Annotated in this window: 14 protein-coding genes; 8 read left to right on the plus strand and 6 right to left on the minus strand. The window is 60.6% G+C overall.

From position 1 onward, the window contains the following. The 3 genes from ON14_RS06560 to ON14_RS06570 are packed head-to-tail and all read right to left on the minus strand — an operon-like array spanning nt 1 to nt 3,093. Nucleotides 1-852, minus strand: a complete 852-nt coding sequence (locus ON14_RS06560; RefSeq protein ID WP_010203994.1) for a carbohydrate ABC transporter permease — start codon at nt 850-852, stop codon at nt 1-3. Beyond that, entirely contained in the window at nt 849-1,829 is a 981-nt protein-coding gene (locus ON14_RS06565) for a carbohydrate ABC transporter permease (RefSeq protein WP_010203995.1), read from the minus strand. Before ON14_RS06565 ends, ON14_RS06560 begins: the two co-directional genes overlap by 4 nt. 4 nt (nt 1,830-1,833) lie before the next feature. Next, nucleotides 1,834-3,093, minus strand: coding sequence for an ABC transporter substrate-binding protein (locus ON14_RS06570; RefSeq protein ID WP_158000078.1), 1,260 nt, complete (start codon nt 3,091-3,093; stop codon nt 1,834-1,836). 302 nt (nt 3,094-3,395) lie between these two features. Between ON14_RS06570 and ON14_RS06575 the strand changes: the two genes are divergently transcribed. Then, nucleotides 3,396-4,433: a LacI family DNA-binding transcriptional regulator gene (locus ON14_RS06575; RefSeq protein ID WP_010203997.1), complete on the plus strand. Its 1,038-nt coding sequence runs from the start codon at nt 3,396-3,398 to the stop codon at nt 4,431-4,433. 74 nt (nt 4,434-4,507) lie between these two features. On the opposite strand, the gene ON14_RS06580 is transcribed toward ON14_RS06575, so the two are convergent. From ON14_RS06580 to ON14_RS06590, 3 genes are all read right to left on the minus strand, one after another. Continuing rightward, the gene (locus tag ON14_RS06580; protein ID WP_010203998.1) at nt 4,508-6,985 is read right to left on the minus strand and encodes an ATP-dependent Clp protease ATP-binding subunit; all 2,478 of its coding nucleotides are present in this window, start codon (nt 6,983-6,985) and stop codon (nt 4,508-4,510) included. Between the two features lie 106 nt (nt 6,986-7,091). Next, the gene (locus ON14_RS06585; protein ID WP_010203999.1) at nt 7,092-8,168 is read right to left on the minus strand and encodes a hypothetical protein; all 1,077 of its coding nucleotides are present in this window, start codon (nt 8,166-8,168) and stop codon (nt 7,092-7,094) included. A 63-nt stretch (nt 8,169-8,231) separates the two neighbouring features. Next, complete coding sequence (locus ON14_RS06590) at nt 8,232-9,314, minus strand: hypothetical protein (RefSeq protein ID WP_010204000.1); 1,083 nt, start codon at nt 9,312-9,314, stop codon at nt 8,232-8,234. 148 nt (nt 9,315-9,462) lie between these two features. Between ON14_RS06590 and ON14_RS06595 the strand changes: the two genes are divergently transcribed. Genes ON14_RS06595 through ON14_RS06625 form a run of 7 tightly spaced genes read left to right on the plus strand, consistent with a single transcriptional unit; the run spans nt 9,463 to nt 17,737 of the window. Beyond that, nucleotides 9,463-10,122, plus strand: a complete 660-nt coding sequence (locus ON14_RS06595; RefSeq protein ID WP_010204001.1) for a hypothetical protein — start codon at nt 9,463-9,465, stop codon at nt 10,120-10,122. Beyond that, on the plus strand, nt 10,122-10,385 hold the full coding sequence (locus tag ON14_RS06600; RefSeq protein ID WP_010204002.1) for a helix-turn-helix domain-containing protein: 264 nt from the start codon (nt 10,122-10,124) through the stop codon (nt 10,383-10,385). Before ON14_RS06595 ends, ON14_RS06600 begins: the two co-directional genes overlap by 1 nt. A gap of 47 nt (nt 10,386-10,432) precedes the next feature. Next, on the plus strand, nt 10,433-13,105 hold the full coding sequence (locus ON14_RS06605) for an ABC transporter substrate-binding protein (protein WP_010204003.1): 2,673 nt from the start codon (nt 10,433-10,435) through the stop codon (nt 13,103-13,105). Between the two features lie 3 nt (nt 13,106-13,108). Continuing rightward, complete coding sequence (locus ON14_RS06610; RefSeq protein ID WP_010204005.1) at nt 13,109-14,098, plus strand: ABC transporter permease; 990 nt, start codon at nt 13,109-13,111, stop codon at nt 14,096-14,098. Further along, nucleotides 14,095-14,952 carry an ABC transporter permease gene (locus tag ON14_RS06615; protein ID WP_010204007.1) on the plus strand — a complete coding sequence of 286 codons (858 nt, stop codon included), beginning with the start codon at nt 14,095-14,097 and terminating at the stop codon, nt 14,950-14,952. Before ON14_RS06610 ends, ON14_RS06615 begins: the two co-directional genes overlap by 4 nt. Then, a complete protein-coding gene (locus ON14_RS06620) occupies nt 14,949-16,574 on the plus strand; it encodes an ATP-binding cassette domain-containing protein (protein ID WP_010204008.1) in 1,626 nt (541 codons plus the stop codon). Before ON14_RS06615 ends, ON14_RS06620 begins: the two co-directional genes overlap by 4 nt. A gap of 41 nt (nt 16,575-16,615) precedes the next feature. Continuing rightward, nucleotides 16,616-17,737, plus strand: a complete 1,122-nt coding sequence (locus ON14_RS06625; protein WP_010204009.1) for a peptidase C39 family protein — start codon at nt 16,616-16,618, stop codon at nt 17,735-17,737. Nucleotides 17,738-17,750 lie beyond the last annotated feature (13 nt).

Raw genomic sequence — 17,750 nt, forward strand, 5'->3', positions numbered from 1 at the left:
CTATCCCTTAAGTCCTGTAGTGGCGATGCCGTCGATAATCCGACGTTGAAAGATGAGGAAGAGAACGACAACCGGAACCAGCGCGACGCTAGACATCGCGAGCACCGGACCCCACGCAGAGGACGACGTCGAGTCAATGAACTGTCGGAGTCCGAGTGGAACCGTGTAGTTCTCCGGCGAATTGAGATAGATGAGCTGCGAGAAGAAGTCCTGATAAACCTGCACGAACGTGAGAATTGCCGTTGTGACGAGTGCAGGCGTGAGCAGAGGTACCACCACGCGCCAGAACACTCCGAACTCCGTGCAGCCGTCAACTCGCGCTGCTTCTTCCAGCTCCGGTGGTAGCCCCCTGATGAACTGCACCAGTAGGAAGATAAAGAATCCGTCAATCGCGAGGAAGTGCGGAAGGATCAAGGGAACGAAGGTATCGATGAGGCCGATGTTGGCAAAACCGATGTACTCCGAAATTAGCCGCACGTGCTTGGGGAGCATGACGGTCAACAGCACGAGAGCGAACAGGACGTTCTTACCGCGAAAGTCGAACCGTGCGAATCCGTATGCCGTGAGCGTGCAGGCGATGACGTTACCGACCACCGCTAATCCCGCGACGATTCCGGAGTTGATCAAGAAGACGCTGAATGGCACTCCCGCGCCAGCCCAACCGTCGACGTAGTTTTGCAACGTCGGTGAGGCCGTGAACGGGCTCGGATTGGAGAAGATCTCATCGGCTGGCTTGATACTGCCGCCGAGCATCCACACGACCGGATAAATGGTGATGATGGTGAGCACCACCATCATCACGTAGGTGAAGACTCTGGGTTTCGCGCGTCGTGCGCGCAGCGTGCGGGTCATGTGCGGTCCTCGTAGAACACCCAATACTTCTGGAGTGCGAAATTGACGGCTGTGACCAGTCCGACGACGATGACTAGGACCCATGCGAGTGCTGCGGCATAGCCCATGTCTAACGCCCCGAATCCTTGTTGGAACAGGTACAGCGTGATGAATAGATTGGAGTCTGCTGGGCCGCCACTGCCACCGCTGATGATGAAGGCGGGCGTGAACGCTTGAAAAGCGTTAATGAATCCCAGTACAAGGTTGAAGAAGATGACCGGTGAGAGCAGCGGAAGGGTCACGTTGCGGAACACCTGAATCCGACTCGCACCATCAAGAGCTGCCGCATCGTAGAGGCTCTCGGGGATCTGCTTGAGCCCGGCAAGGAAGATCACCATCGGGCTTCCGAACTGCCAGATGGCGAGCAGGATGACTGTGCCTAAGGAGTAGTCGGGGTTGGACACCCAGGCCGGGCCGTCAATTCCGACCAGCGCGAGCAGCCCATTGATTAGGCCATCGCCGGAGAACATCTGACGCCAGACAACGGCAATCGCGACGCTCGCCCCTAAGAGCGAGGGCAGATAGAACACTAGGCGGAAAAAGCTCAGCGCTTTCAAACCGCCCTTAAGCAACATCGCAACCGCCAACGAGGCGATTAACGTGAATGGTACCGAGAAGAGCACATAGGTGCCCGTAACTTTCATCGACTGCCAGAATCGGTCGTCGGTTGCCATGCGCTCGTAGTTGTCAAAACCAATGAAATTCGGGCGGGTTATCAGGTCGTAGTCGGTCAGCGAAAAGTACGCCGAGGCGATCAGCGGCGCAATAACCAGAAGCAGGATGCCAACAAACCAGGGCGCAAGAAAGAGCAGCCCAATGCGGCCTCGTCGAGCGGAGTAACCCTGCCCTTGCCGTGGTTTCTTGGCGCTGCCGGCGTTGGCCGCCCTCGGGGAGAGGGCAGCCAACGGATTCGCTTCGGCAATTAGCTTTTTCGACACAGCGTTACTTCTCCAGAATGGAGTTCGCTTCGGAGAAGAAATTATCTACACCCTCGCTGATTGTCAGTCGCCCGAACGAGATCTCCTCGTTGATTCGGCGCAACAACGCTTGCTGGATTTCTCCGGCGCGCGGCGGAAGCGGGGCTGGGGCTGGAGCGGCGAATTCAGCGAGCGAATCGATGTAGGTGATTCCTTTCGCCATCAGCTCCTCGTCGCTGAGCCCTGCCGCTGCGATGGCATTGAATGCAGGCGATGGGGTGACTCCCCGCGTGAAACCCAGCGCGGTGACTGCGGCTTCGTCATTGATCAAGAAATCCAAGAGCTTGCCGGTGGCTTCTTTGTGGTCAGTCGTTGCGATGATGCTGAACGAAACCCCAAATGTCGGCGCTTGCCCCGAGTTGCTCGGGTCGTCGTAGGGCATGGCCCCGAAACCAAGTTCGTTGGTGACCATTCCGCTCAGCCCGGCAAAAATGGTCACGAAACTCGCGTCTAATGCCGCGATGCCGCGAATGAGGGGTAGCCCGTCTAGATTTTCTTGAAATACCGCTTGCTCTCCGGCTGAGACTGCAGCTCCCTTGCTCCGGAGATCTCCCCAGTAGCCAAAGTGGTCAGAAAGTTGCTTTTTCGTGAACCCTAGTTCGCCACCTTCAGTAAAGAACAGGCCGCCATCTTGACGCACCCAAGTTTCGAGGAACCCACGGTAGCCACCTCCGTCTGCCGAACCCCAGTAGCCGTCAGGGGTTGCCTCGGAGATCGCGAGCGCCGTTTTCGCATAACCATCGAAGCCATCAGTGCTGTCGAATTCAATGCCGAGTTCGTTCAGCTTGGTGTTGTCGGTGAGGACGATTGGCGCGCTGAGCCCCATCGGAAGCGTCACTTGTTTGCCGTCACGCTCACCCTGCTTGAGTACTTCAGCGTCAAAGCTCGAGAGATCGAGCACTCCCGAGTCGACGAGTTCGTTGAGGTCGAGCAACACGCCTTTGTCAGCGAGAGCGGGGTAACCGTCAACGCTCATTTGCACAAGGTCAGGCGCTTTTCGGCCAGCAAGCTGGGTGGATAGTTTCTCGAAGTAGTTTTCGTAGCCGCCATATTCGGCTCCGATGGTGACATCCGGATTCTTCTTCGTGAACAGATCGAGGGCCGCCTGTGTGGCCTCGTGCCGGGTGTCATCGCCCCACCAACCGACTCTTAGCTCCGTGGTTCCTGATCCCTCACCAGATGTAGTGCAACTTGCCAACAGCGGAACCGCTGCGACTGCAAACATCCCGCCTAACACTGTCCTCCGAGACAGCGATAGGTCGGTGACTGTGTTCAATGAGTTCATGTGAATCGCCTCTTCTTTGAATGATTCCCGATACTTCACAACGGATCTGTTGCGCGAAGCTAGATCAGATGCGCTCGCAGTCTGGTCAACCGTGCCCATCAATTGGGCTCCGAACGCTAGTAAACAACCATAGTAACCGTTATCTACGATTCCGATTATTGTGGCCGAGTTCATTGTTGTCAACCCGCCATTTGCTTGAGCAATGGCGACCATTGTTCATAGTTATCGGTTACAGTGAACCTATGGAAGTGCATAGCAGCACCATTCGCGACGTTGCCCGTCTCGCCGACGTCTCTGTGGCGACTGTCTCCCGCGTGCTGGCGAATAATTACCCCGTTGCCGCCGAAACTCGCCGCCGGGTGCTCAAAGCAATCGATGAACTCAACTACGTCGCCAACACGCACGCCCGTGCGCTCGCGGGGTCAGGCAAAAAGACCGTGGCCTTCATCCTCGACAATGTGCGTGGTGCTGCCTTCGGCGATGCCGCGCATGGTGTTGAGCAAGAAGCTGCCCGTCTCGGCAGGCTCTGCATCGTGGGGAGCACCCAGGCCGATCCTGCCCGCGAGCTCGAAATGCTCCAGCTCATGAGGGAGCAACAAGCCGAAGCCGTGATTGTGATCGGCGGGGTGACAGACACCGAGGAATACCGCACCAAAATGACCGCAGTCGCTTCGGGGATGAATGCTCGGGGCGCACAATTGGTGCTCTGCGGGCGCCCTCCGCTGGGTCCGGACACCCCGGTCATTGTCGTGGAATCAGACAATGAGGGCGGCGCTTACGCGATTACCAGCTACCTTCTCGCTCAAGGCCACCGCCGAGTGCTGATGTTGGCCGCAAGTGAACACCACACAACGACAGCAGCACGAGTCAAGGGCTACCAGCGCGCTCTCGTCGACTTTGGTGGGGAGATCGACAGCACCCTGCTCGAGAACGGTAGCTTCGCTCGTTCGTATGGCTACGAACGCACCGAGGCGCGAATCGCGCGCGGCATCGATTTCACCGCAATTTTTGCCGCCAGCGATGTGGTTGCCGCTGGCGCAATGTCAGCGCTAGCGGATGCCGGCCTCGACGTACCTGGCGACATTTCGGTGGTCGGCTTTGATGACATTGCCCTTGCTAGCGATTTACGCCCACGGTTGACCACCGTGCATGTGCCTTATGAAGAACTCGGGCGCCTCGCTGTTCGCACAGCCCTCGAGGGCAATAAGCCCGATGAACACATCGTTTTGGCCACTCACGTAGTGATCCGCGATTCGGTGGCTCCGCCCCAAAAGGTCTAATACCGCGTTAACGACGAAGTGGCTGAGCCGACACCTTTCGGTGCGGCTCAGCCACTTGTCGTTAGGCGTGAGGTTTAGGCCTCGACCTCAGCTGGTTCCTTTTCGGGGAGTCCAGGCTGGCGGCTGGTGGTGAACACGAACTTGTTGTCAATGAAGTCAACGTGCACGTGGTCGCCGGCGTTGAGTTCGCCGTGCAGAATCTTCTCGCTCAGGGCATCTTCCACTTCGTGCTGCACTGCGCGACGAAGCGGTCGGGCACCGAGGGCGGGGTCAAACCCGACATCAATGAGACGCTCCTTGGCAGGAACAGTGATCTCGACGGTGAGGTCGCGATCCATCATGCGCTCCGAGAGACGCTTGATAAAGAGGTCAACGATCTGCAGCAATTCAGGCTTGTTGAGCTGCGGGAACACGATGGTCTCGTCAACACGGTTGAGGAACTCAGGCTTGAAGTGCTTCTTGAGCTCTTCAACAACCTTGCCGCGCATGCGGTCGTAGCTTGTTGCCGAGTCGCCTTCCACCTGGAAGCCCATGGGGCCAGCGGTGATGTCTTTCGTTCCCAAGTTCGTGGTCATGATGATGACGGTGTTCTTGAAGTCGATTACGCGACCCTGACCGTCGGTCAAGCGACCCTCTTCGAGGATCTGCAAGAGCGAGTTGAAGATGTCGGGGTGAGCCTTCTCGATCTCATCGAAGAGCACAACGCTGAACGGCTTGCGACGCACCTTTTCGGTGAGCTGGCCGCCCTCTTCGAATCCTACGAATCCGGGAGGGGCACCGAACAGGCGCGAAACGGTGTGCTTCTCGCCGTACTCGCTCATGTCGAGCGAGATCAGCGCGTTCTCGTCGTCGAAGAGGAACTCCGCGAGCGCCTTAGCAAGCTCGGTCTTACCCACACCGGTCGGACCGGCGAAGATAAACGAACCACTGGGACGGTTGGGGTCTTTAAGACCAGCACGGGTACGACGGATGGTCTTGGAGAGAACCGAAACGGCTTCCTCTTGACCAATGACGCGCATGTGAAGTGCCTTCTCCATGAAGATAAGGCGGCTGGACTCTTCTTCGGTGAGCTTGAACACGGGGATGCCGGTGGCTGCTGCCAGAACTTCGGCAATCAGACCTTCATCCACGATTCCGCTCGCGCCGACGTCGCCAGACTTCCACTGCTTCTCGAGACGAAGGCGCTCTCCGAGCAGCTTCTTCTCTTCGTCGCGGAGGCTTGCAGCCTTCTCGAAGTCTTGGTCTTCGATGGCGCCCTCTTTTTGGCCACGGACTTCGGCGATCTTGTCGTCGAATTCACGCAGCTCGGGGGGTGCCGAAAGGATGGAGAGTCGCAAACGTGCGCCCGCTTCATCCAGAAGGTCAATGGCCTTGTCTGGCAGGAACCGGTCGGCAACATAGCGGTCAGCAAGATTGGCCGCAGCAACGATCGCGCCGTCAGTGATCGACACCTTGTGGAAGGACTCGTAGCGGTCGCGGAGCCCCTTCAGGATGTTGATGGTGTGCGGAAGGTTAGGTTCGTGAACCTGAACCGACTGGAAGCGACGCTCAAGCGCGGCATCCTTCTCGAAGTGCTTGCGGTACTCGTCGAGAGTCGTGGCACCGATGGTCTGGAGCTCACCACGAGCAAGCAGCGGCTTGAGGATAGAGGCAGCGTCGATTGCGCCCTCAGCGGCACCAGCACCAACGAGGGTGTGGATTTCGTCAATGAAGACGATGATGTCGCCGCGAGTGCGGATCTCCTTGGTGACCTTCTTGAGGCGCTCTTCGAAGTCACCGCGGTAGCGGCTACCGGCGATGAGTGAACCGAGGTCGAGCGAGTAGAGCTGCTTGTCTTTCAGAGTCTCGGGCACGTCACCATTCACGATGGCGATAGCGAGTCCCTCGACAACAGCGGTCTTACCCACGCCAGGTTCACCGATGAGTACGGGGTTGTTCTTGCTGCGACGGGAGAGGATCTGCATAACGCGTTCCATCTCCTTCTCGCGGCCGATTACGGGGTCGAGCTTGCCGTCGCGAGCCGCCTGAGTGAGGTTGCGGCCGAACTGGTCGAGAACCTGCGAACCCTTATCGGGAGTCGCATCGTTGCCACCAACAGCGACAGCCTCTTTGCCCTGGAAGCTTCCGAGGAGCTGGATGACCTGCTGGCGAACCTTGTTGAGGTCAGCGCCGAGCTTCACGAGAACCTGAGCGGCAACGCCTTCACCTTCACGGATGAGACCCAACAGGATGTGCTCGGTGCCGATGTAGTTGTGACCAAGCTGCAGCGCTTCGCGCAGGCTCAGCTCAAGTACCTTCTTGGCACGCGGCGTAAAGGGGATGTGACCGGTCGGCTGCTGCTGACCCTGGCCAATAATGTCTTGCACTTGCTCGCGCACAGAGTCGAGTGAAATACCCAAAGACTCAAGCGCCTTTGCGGCAACACCTTCACCCTCATGGATGAGGCCAAGCAAAATGTGCTCTGTGCCGATGTAGTTGTGGTTGAGCATCTTGGCCTCTTCTTGGGCCAAGACGACTACACGACGGGCGCGGTCGGTAAATCTCTCAAACATCTCTTCACTCCTTTGATACCGCTACGAATTCGGTACCGATGTAAAGAGACTAACCAGAGAAATCGCGAAATAGTCCGCTGTTCGCCCTAGGCGTGACTGTGCTGGGCTACTGCTCAGGGATGCAGGCACCGGGGCCTGCGCCCGGCAGAAATTCTGCGCCGCCACTGAGCGCAGCATCGTAAAACGCTTGATCATCACTCGACTCGTGAATCTCGCCAGCACACACCGAAGTGTGAACCTGAAATTGCTGCTCGCCTGCAACGTATCTGACCGTGAGATTGGGCACCCCTGCGGCGAGCGCCGCGACGACCAGAGCGGCATCCCAATCCGCCGTGCGGTACTCGCGCTGGAGGATCGCAACTTCGACACTCGTTGGTGCGTCATAAAAGGGTGTGTTCCAGCTCAGCAAGACGCCTTCGGGGTACTCGTAATCAGGGCCGGGGTTCTCCGGTAGTTGCGAATAGTCCACTAGGGCGATGGTGTCGCGGATGTCGTCGAGCAGGTCAATAGTCTCGGCAGACGGAAGCGAGGGATACGACCGCATTCCCGCAAACTGCCAGATCGTCGGGTTGTTGGTCTCATCCGGTACCGCCGCAAGCGCCGCAAAGTTTTCGATGATGTGTTCGGCGGCGGCAACAGCGTCCACGTCATCCGGTGCCGTGAACGTGCGCGTATACGAACCGGTGATCGATCCCTCGGTCAACGACATCGCGAGCTCGGTGCCGACAGCTTTTTCGCTCGCCCGCCAGTACGCGAAGTCCTCAGCGAACTGTTCGTCGGAATAGCGGAAGAAGCTGCGAGTGAGCACACTGTGCGCGTTGCCCTCGATACGAAGAGTGAGCAATGGCACGGCCTCAACCAACTCCACGCTGTCGAGCGCCTCAGAGGTTATCGTCGCGATTGACCACGCATGCTCCTTGTCGAACGATTCGCTCACGGTCACCTGGAGTTGAACTTCATCCCCTGCTGGGCCATCAGCGGAGAAGTCAGATGACGCTGACTCGACCCCATCAACGCCTTCGAGCGCGGAAACCACGCTGGCGAGTTTTCGTGTCTTCTCGGCATCGGAGGCAACAATTCCCCAAGCCTGGCCTGCGTCGCCGACGAAGGAACAGCCGCCGAGCGCGACGGTGAGCAGCGAGACGGATGCAACGACAGAAGCGAGCCGCTGGGAGAGTTTCATGATTCGAACTTACTTCTGACAGCTCCCGGTCGCGCTCCCCCATGCAGGGTGCACTCGCGTGAATTAGAACTTCTGGAGACAGAGTCCGGGCGCAGCATCCGGCGCGAGTGGAGCGCCCGCGTCGCGCACTGCGTCAAAGAACTTCTCATCATCACTCGTTGTAGCGACGTTCCCCGCGCAGGCAGACGTGAGAAGGCGAAACTGGCTATTGCCAGCGATGTACTGAACGCTGACATCCGATTCTTCGCTTGCCCTGATGGCAACGTCGATGGCAGCACGCCAGTCAGGCTCGCGGAACTTGGCGCGGTTGATGCTGACTTCTGTGGCCGGCAGCACTCCGTCGGGCGGTTGCCAATACACCACAACGCCCTCAAGCGACTCGCCACCTGCCGCGGAGAGTAGCCCCTCCGCTGAATTTCCGTTCAGCGGAATGATCGTGCGGATGTCGTCGACAAGGGTAACGACGTCGACCGGCGGGAGCGTGTGAGTGGACTGGAATCCGTCTACCGCCCAAATTGTGTACGACTTGTCGACGTTGACATCGGGGACCGCGGCGAGCGCGTCAAAGTTCTCAACGAAGCGATCCATCGTGTCGACGGCGGCAACCTCGAGGGGCGAGGAAAGGAACCGCAGATAACGATCGTCACCTTGAGGGCTCAGCGACAGCTCCATCCGCAGCTCTGTGCCAATTGCCGCTTGGACCTCTTGCCAGTACGAAAAATCGCTCACGACAGCGTCATCCGAGAGGTTGAAATTTCTCTGCTCGAAGGTTCCATTGGGGGCACCGTCGGTACGCAGCGTGAGAATCACCGGCACCGTTGCTAGTTCGCTGCGATCGAAGCTGCTTCGCAGCGTCGCGGCAATTACCCTCATGCTGGCATCTGACACTACGGGGCTCACTGTCACGTCGAGAGAGATTTCGTCTCCCCATCCGTCGCTTTCGGTGGCGCTCGACGATACAGATTCAACTCCGGCAATCAACCTGACGGCATTCGCCGTGTCATTGAACGCCCGCTGTTGCACGGGGTTGAGCTGACTGACACCCGCGTTGCTTGAGGTGCCGTCGAAGAGGGTGCAGGCGCTCAGAGTGAGGGTCAGTACGGCAGCGCTCGCCACTGCAACGAAGATTCGTTGACCAAAATTCATAATTCAAGCGTACGTCTTGTTGACCCACGGGGAGAGTCGTTGAGCGAGCATTCTCAACACCACGCAGCGCGGACGCCCTTGCGCACCCCATCGATAAGCATTATGTTAACGATAATCGTTATTATCGATAAACGTTAGGATGCTCGACATGAAGAAATCGCCGCACGCGGCCAAGCGTCTCGAAGTTCTTGATGGACGAGGACTCCGCGCAATCACTTTCGGCGCGCTCTTCATCGGAGCAGTGAGCTTCATCCTGCTCATAGCTCGATCGGTGCACTTGCTCACCGCGAAGGAAATTACTGTCGACGGACTAGAGATCGCAAACTCCCGCTCCCCAGAATTCGCCGACGGAATTGCCGCCATCAGCAAAGCTGAGTACGAGTCCGTGTCGCTGGTCATCGAAGGCCTCCCAGCCGGAATCCGCGTGCTCTTGGTGTCACAGGAGACCGCAGGCGCGATGCTCGGCATTGGGCTCTCTCTCATTGTGTTCGTGCTCGGCACAAAGCTCCTCAAGAAGCGGCCCTTTGCCCGCTCCGCGACGTGGTCAGCCCTTGCAGCGAGCGTGCTCGTGATGGCAATCGGAATGTTGTTGCCCATGCTTCACGGCATCACGAACGCTGAAATCATCCAGTTTCTGGGAGATACCGTGCTCGCAAATGGCGACAGCGGTATCGGCGAAGAAGGCTTGCTTATCTTTGGCGTACTCATCGACTTCTCTCCCCTCGCCTGGGGCCTCGCCCTCGGCGTCGTTGCCGCCGCATTCGAATTCGGCGAGCGCCTGCAGCGCGACACCGACGGGCTTATCTAATGGCGCCAGCGGACGAGAACGAGACAACTGGCATCCGCTGTCGGCTCGATGAACTGCTCACGAAACGCGGGATGACGCTCACACGGTTGAGCGAAATCGTCGGCGTGAGCGTCGTGAATCTGTCGATCCTGAAGAACGACCGAGCCCGTGCCATCCGATTCTCGACGCTCTATGCGGTGTGTGCCGCGCTCGAATGCGAGGTCGGAGAGCTGCTCGTCACAGTGGAGTCGCCGGAGTCAGCAACCACCCCAAGCGAAAGTTAATAATTCTGTAACGTTATACATGCGCACTTTGGCCATAAGGTGTCGTTATGCACGACGCACCAGACGACTCCGCCACTCTCGACGAAATCACGCGCGCGCTCGACCTTCATATGTTGCGCATTTTGGTCGCTATCCACGACACCGGCAGCGTTTCGGCTGCTGCTCGCAAGCTCGGCTTCAGCCAACCCGCCATCACTCAGCAGCTCAAGCGCAGCGAAGCCCGCCTGAACATTGCTCTCGTCGCCCGCACTGCACGCGGCATGGAACTCACTGAGGCTGGCGCACTGCTCGCCCGGCACACTCCTCGCATCGACGCCGCCATTACCGCCGCCGCCAGCGACCTCACCGCCCACCTCGGCCTCGACCGCGGAGCTGTTCGCCTCGCGGCCTTCCCCGCCGCCGTCGCCAGCATCATTGCGCCGCTGCTGTCGCGACTCGATCGCGAGTTTCCGGGCATCCACGTTGAATTCAGCGAAGCCGAACCGGATGCCGCCCTCGGCGCCGTTGCCGACGGCAGCGCCGACATCGCCCTCGACTATCGCTACGCCAGCGACCACACGATCACCTCTAGCTCGCACACAAGCCCGGAGGGACTACGCTCGCGCTTCCTACTGTCAGAGAATGTGCTCGCGATAGTTCCGCGCTCGGTTGCCGACAAGCTTGGCACCACCGCGAGCGTCGTAGCGCTGCTCCCTTTCACCTGGGTCGGGGGCCCGGCGACGTGCACCACGCAACTCGTCAGCGTCGCGACTGCCCTCGGCGAGAAGCCCACCTTGCGGCACGACGTGACGACCACCGGCGCAGCACTCGCGCTCGTGGCATCCGGAATCGGCGTGACGTTCCTGTCAGAACTCGCCATTGCCACCACCACCCTGCCCGACGGCGTTGTCGCCCTCGAGCTGCAGCCCAAACTTCGTCGACGCATCTATGCGACAACGCTCGACGACTCCGCCGACACCCCCAGCATCGCCGTAGCCCTCCGGTTGCTCGCCATGCGCGAGGTGGCCCGGAAAACCAGCAGTGACCGCGCGGCACTGTCACAGCACTCGCACCTCCAACGCGCGAAATTTGCATCCTCTCCCTTTACCCCTCCTGTAACGCTCACCGAAAGGCATGAACTTCGCATGAGAACCATCAATCCCACCCTGGCGAAGGGGGCCAAAGCGTCGACGGTTGCCGTTGCCGCCTCAGCCCTATTGCTCGCCGGCTGTGCCGGCCCCACCGCGAACACCGGTGACGGCAACATCGACACCATCACGGTTGCTCTGCCCGGATCACTCTCGAGCCTCTATGTGGGCGCCGAGAGCGGCATCCTGAACTACTACATCGCCTCCATCACTCAAGAAGGCCTCGTCTCGATCGATGCTGACGGCGCCCTGCAGCCCGGCCTCGCCGAGTCGTGGGACCAGCCGGATGACGTGACCTACGTTTACGAACTGCGCGACGATGCTCAGTTCCAAGACGGCACCCCGGTGACCGCCGACGACGTCGTGTTCAGCCTCGAGCAGGCGCGCGACGAAACCAGCTCGCCCGGCCTCTCGTACTACCTGGGTGGCGTCGACACCGTCGAGAAGACCGGCGACCTTGAGGTCACCGTCACGCTCTCTGCCCCCGACGCAGCCTTCGCCGCCAACATGAGCACCGGTGGCGCCGCCTTCATCACTTCGAAGAAGTTCTGGGAAGAAAACAACGGCGAAGTGGGCACCAGCAGCGCCCTGCTGCTCGGCTCAGGCCCCTACAAGGTCACCGAGTTCGTTCCCGACTCCCATGTGAACTTCGAACGCGTCGACACCTGGTGGGGCGACCTTCCCGAGGTGAAGAACATCAACGTGAAGTTCATTCCGGATGAGGGCACTCGTCTTCTTGCCGCCCAGTCTGGCGACATCGACGTGGCCTTCAACGTGCCGCTCGCGCAGTCGACCCAGTGGGAAGACCTCGACAACATGCGCGTCGATTACGTGAACGACCTCTCCTATGTCGGCATGTACTTCAACACCGCCCTCGAGCCGTTCAACGACCCGAAGGTGCGTGAAGCCTTCGCCCATAGCGTTGACCGCACCACGATTGTCGACAAGCTGCTGCGCGGCCACGGCGAAGTAGCCACTGCCATCGCCACTCCCGAGTCGCTCGGAAGCGTCTACAGCGCCGATGATGCTCGTGACCTGCTCGCGAGCATCCCGCAGTACGACTTCGACCTTGACGCCGCAGCGGCAGCCCTTGCGGCCTCCGATCACCCGGATGGTTTCGAGACCGACATCCTGTTCCCTTCCACTGGGCCGCAGCTCGGAACCGCCGCTCAGTCACTCGCCGAGAACCTTTCCAAGATCGGCGTCACGCTGAACGTGCGTGAAGTGCCCATCGAGGAATGGCTCGCGAGCCTCGAGCAAGACAGCAGCTACGGCGTTGGCCTCATGTGGTACTTCTCCACCCTGGGCGACCCGGCAGAGGTATCGACCTACATGCTCGGTGACTACAACATCTCGAACTACGAGAACCCCGAAGTGCTCTCGCTGTTCGAGCGTGTGGGCGCCGAGACGGACCCGAGTGCCCGCATCGACCTCCTCATCGAGGCCGAAACGCTTCAGGCAGAAGACGTCATCAGCGTTCCGCTCTGGTGGGGACAATCCGCCACCGCGTTCTCGAAGGACATCGACATGGCGAGCTACAGCTCATTCGCGTTCATCTCCGCGTGGCCGACCCTGCTCACCCCCGCTGGATAATCTGTGACAACCACCCCGATTGCACGCGCATCACAAGCTCGGTCCCTGGGCCGCATGCTTGTGGTGCGCGTGCTCGGCACCCTCGCAATTCTGTTGGTGCTCTCCATCATCGTGTTCTCGATGCTGCATCTCGCCCCCGGCGACATCGTCAAGAACCTGCTCGGTAACCGAGCGTCCTCGCCCGAAGCGATTGCCGCCATCCGCGCGCAATACAACCTCGATCAGCCGCTGTATATGCAGTACTTGATCTGGTTGGGCAACGCCCTCACCGGTGACTTCGGGCAGTCAATCCGCCTGCAAGATTCGGTCTCGAACGTGATCGGCTCGCGCCTCGGAATCACTGCCGCGCTCAGTGGACTCGCGTTTCTGCTCGCGCTCGTCGTGGCCGTTCCCCTCGGCGTTCAGAGCGCCGTTCGTTCGGGAAGCTGGATCGACCGCTTCGCTACCGGCTTCGGCATCGTCGGCCTCAGTGCGCCCACCTTCGCCGTCGGCCTCCTCCTGCTCTACGTCTTCGCGTTCTATGTGCCGATCTTTCCGGTCTACGGAGCGGGCGATGGCGGCCTCGACACCCTCTGGCATCTCGTGCTGCCCGCCGTTACTCTGGCGCTCGGGCTCGGCGCGATCATCCTCAAACTCACCCGCACGGCGATGCTGCGCGAACTCGAGACCGACTACGTGACCTTTGGTCGCGCGCGCGGCCTACCCGACCGCCAAGTGCACCTGATCGCTTTGCGCAACGCCGCCATCCCGATCGTCACCGGCGCGAGCCTCGTGCTGACCTTTCTGGTCGGCGGCACCGTTCTCGCTGAAACCACGTTCGCGTTGCCCGGACTCGGCACACTGTTGCAAGGCTCCGTGCTGTTCAAGGACATCGCCGTCGTTCAAGCGCTGACCCTCTTGGTGGCCGTGACGATTGCGACAATCGCCTTGCTCGCCGACCTCGCGTATATCTTCCTCGACCCCCGCATCCGCGCCAAGGAGAGTGCTCAGTGAGCAGCACCGAAGCTATCGTCTTAGCGAAACTTCCACGGTCGCGCCGCCGGCATCCGCTGGCCGTCTGGTTGTCGCTCGCCTTGCTCGGCGTCGTCACCTTCTTGGTGCTCTTCGGAAACCTGATTGCTCCGGATGCCACAGCCCAGTCGATCCTCGATTCACTCCTGCCGCCGGGCAGCCCTGGTCACCTTCTCGGCACCGACGAACTCGGTCGTGACGTGCTTGCTCTGACGATCGCGGGAGCGGCATCCGCCCTCGTTGGTCCGGTGTGTGTTGCGCTCGGGTCGATGGTTCTCGGCATTCTGCTCGGCACCGTGTCTGGTTACCTTCGCGGCCCAATCGACTTCATCATTGGCCGCTGGACCGACCTGCTGTTCTCGCTGCCGCTGCTGCTGGCCGCGATCGTGGTCGCGGGCGTCTTCGGTGCTGGCTACTGGATGACCGTGCTGCTGTTGATTCTGCTGTTCTCGCCCTCGGACATCCGCATTGTGCGCGCTGGGGTCATGGAGCAGGCCGCGCGACCGTTCGTGGAGGCAGCGCAAATGCTGTCGCTCTCCAAGGCGCGCATCATGTTCACGCAGGTGCTCCCGAACGTGTGGTCGCTCATCATCACCAACTCGATGCTCAATGTGGCCTTCGCGCTCGTCGCCTTCTCGTCGCTGTCGTTTTTGGGCGTCGGCGTCGCTCCCGGCACCGCCGACTGGGGCCGCCAACTTACCGACGGTCGCGCGATCATGATCGACAACCCTGCTGCTGTTCTTGTGCCGGCACTGCTCATCATCGGTGTCGCCTCGGCGGCCAACCTCGTCGGCGACTGGCTCGGCCAACGATTGACCCGGACGGGACGCTCATGACCGCCCAAGTATCCGTCACCGCGCTCACGATCGACGGGCCAGCTGGCGTCGTTGTCGCTCCCTTCGACTTCTCGATAGCGCCAGGTGAAACCCTTGCCCTCATCGGCGAATCGGGCTCGGGCAAGACTCTCTCCGCCAAAGCCATCGCGGGGCTCCTACCCGCTGGCTTCACCGCGCGGGGCACCATCGCGCTGTCGAGTGCCACCATCGAACTGCCGTCAACGGATGCCGTGTGGCGTGCGACCCGAGGTCGCCGCATCTCGCTGCTGCTGCAAGATCCGTTCACGAGCCTGAGCCCCGTACACCGCTGCGGCACCCAAATCGGGATGACGATCGATGCCGCGAGCGCGACCCGCCTCAGCCGCGACGAACGCACCGCCCGCATCACGCGAAGCCTCGCCGAAGTGAACCTGCCCGCGGATGTCGCGCGCGCCTACCCGCACGAACTCTCCGGCGGAATGCGTCAACGGGTTGCGATCGCGGCGGCCCTCGCCACCGACCCCGAACTGCTCATTGCTGACGAGCCAACTACGGCTCTCGATGCGAGCAACCAGGGCGAGATTCTCGACCTGCTTCGCGGGCTCCAAGAGAAGCGCGGCATGGCTGCCCTACTCATCTCGCACGACCTCGGCATGGTGCGCGGGCGAGCGGAGCACGTGCTCGTGATGCGCCACGGCGAGATCGTGGAACGCGGGGTGACGAGCTCCGTGCTCAACGCCCCAAGCCACCCCTACACTCGGGCGCTGATCGACGCCGACCCCTCGCTCACCGATCGTTCGGCTCGGGTCGTGCGGGGGGCATCCGGTGCTGGCGTTTCCGGTTCAGCCGAGGCGAAGGCGACCGGCACTACTGCGGACAGCACGACTGTGAGCGTCGACGCGACCGCCGACCTCGTCGTCGCGACCGCCGTCACGAAGAGTTTCGGCGATAAGACGGTGCTGCACGGTGTGAGCATCACGGTCGGCCGCGGTGAAACCGTGGGGGTAGTCGGCGAGAGTGGATCGGGCAAGACCACGATCGCCCGCTGTATCGCGGGCCTCGAACGCGAGTCCAGCGGCGTCATCGAGTTCGAGGGGGTCGCCTTGGCGCCCGGTCGTGCATCACGAACGCCGAAGCAAATGCAGATCGTGTTCCAGGACCCGTACTCGTCGTTGAACCCGATGATCAGTGTTGGTCGATCACTGAAGCTCGCGCTGCGGGTGGCGGGGCGTCCGGCCTCCGACTTGAATGGTCTTCTGCAATTGGTCGAGTTGCCCGCCGATTTCGCGAGCAAGCGTCCAGCCGAGCTCTCGGGCGGGCAGCGGCAACGCATCGCCATCGCACGCGCGTTGGCCGTTCAGCCGCAGCTTCTCATTTGTGACGAATCGGTATCTGCTCTCGACGTTTCGGTGCAGAAGCAGATCCTCGATCTGCTCGCAAAACTGCGGGTTGATCTTGGGCTCTCGATCCTGTTCATCTCCCATGACCTTGCCGTTGTGCGTCAGCTCGCCGACCGCGTGTATGTGCTGCGCAATGGCAACGTTGTGGAATCGGGCCAGTGCCACGATGTGCTGACCTCTCCCCAACATCCGTATACCCAATCCCTCGTCGCGGCCTCAATTCACGAAGCAGCTCCGCACTGATCTGGGCGCCACAAGCCCCCAAGATCGTCAGAAAGGACCCCGTGGAGACTTCCACTCACACCGTCGAGCAGTTCGCCCCGGCAGACGCTCCCGCTTCACTTCTTAGTGCCCTCGGCAACGAGCGCGCCGAATTCTGGCAGGTCGATCGCGAACCGTACATTCCCCAAATTTGGATGCTCCTCTCCCCGCACGGCACTGCCGCCGCCCTCACCTCAGGCCGCCCGAACACGCGCTACACGAAGCTCGTCGACCTCTGGTCTGACACTGGTAGCGCAGCAGAACTACTGGTGGACGAGATCGTTGCCGCGTCCCAGCGTCGCGGTGACGCCTGCGTGAAATGGCAGCTCGCGACGGAGGCTCAACTGCCCGGCTTCGCTCGCGCGCTCGGCTTCAGTGAAATGCGCGAGCCCATCTCCTCGGCCGATGGCACTCGCGATGTGCACGGTTTCGTCTTATGGCACGCTGAATGGCCGCACCCTCAACTGCGCTATTACGGGCAAACCACCCTGTTCACGTGTGGTGCGGTGGCGGCGATGACGGCGCTCACTCAGCTCGGGCTCGATCCCTTCGATTCAAGTGCTGACGCGGATGCCCGTGAGCGCGAACTCGCTTTCTGGCGTGCCGCGACGAACTTTCCCGCCTGCGAACCGATCGGCCTTGCCGTTGCCGTGCACGACGCGGTTGCCTCAGCCGTTACGTCTCCTTCAGCGCCCGTCGACGGTGCCATGCCCGGCACTCTGCCCGTGCGTCTCGAACTCCACCTCGACACCACCGAACCGACACTCCTCGAAACCTACGAGGGTGAAGAGCGTGTGTTTCGGGAGCAGCTGCAGGCGCAGTCGCGGGCCGAAGCGGCGAGCCGCGGCATCCAACAGCACACTGCCCCGCTGTCAATTAAACAGATCGTGCAGCGTGTTTCTGAGGGCGAGCTTGCGATTCTGTTGATCGAAGAAGAACCCATGCACGACGCCTCGACACCACACTGGGTTGTCGCTCACGCGGTGCAGGGCGACACTGTGCTGCTCAACGATCCGTGGATCACTGCTGAGCAGGGCGAGACCTGGGTCGACTCTCACGATCTGCCTGTTTCGATCGCGGTGCTCGATCAAATGTCTGCCTTCGGCGACCCCGCTTATCGTGGCGTGATTTTTGTGGCACGCTAGCTCTCAATAACGT

The organism is Salinibacterium sp. PAMC 21357 (assembly GCF_000247645.1).
Lineage (GTDB): Bacteria > Actinomycetota > Actinomycetes > Actinomycetales > Microbacteriaceae > Rhodoglobus.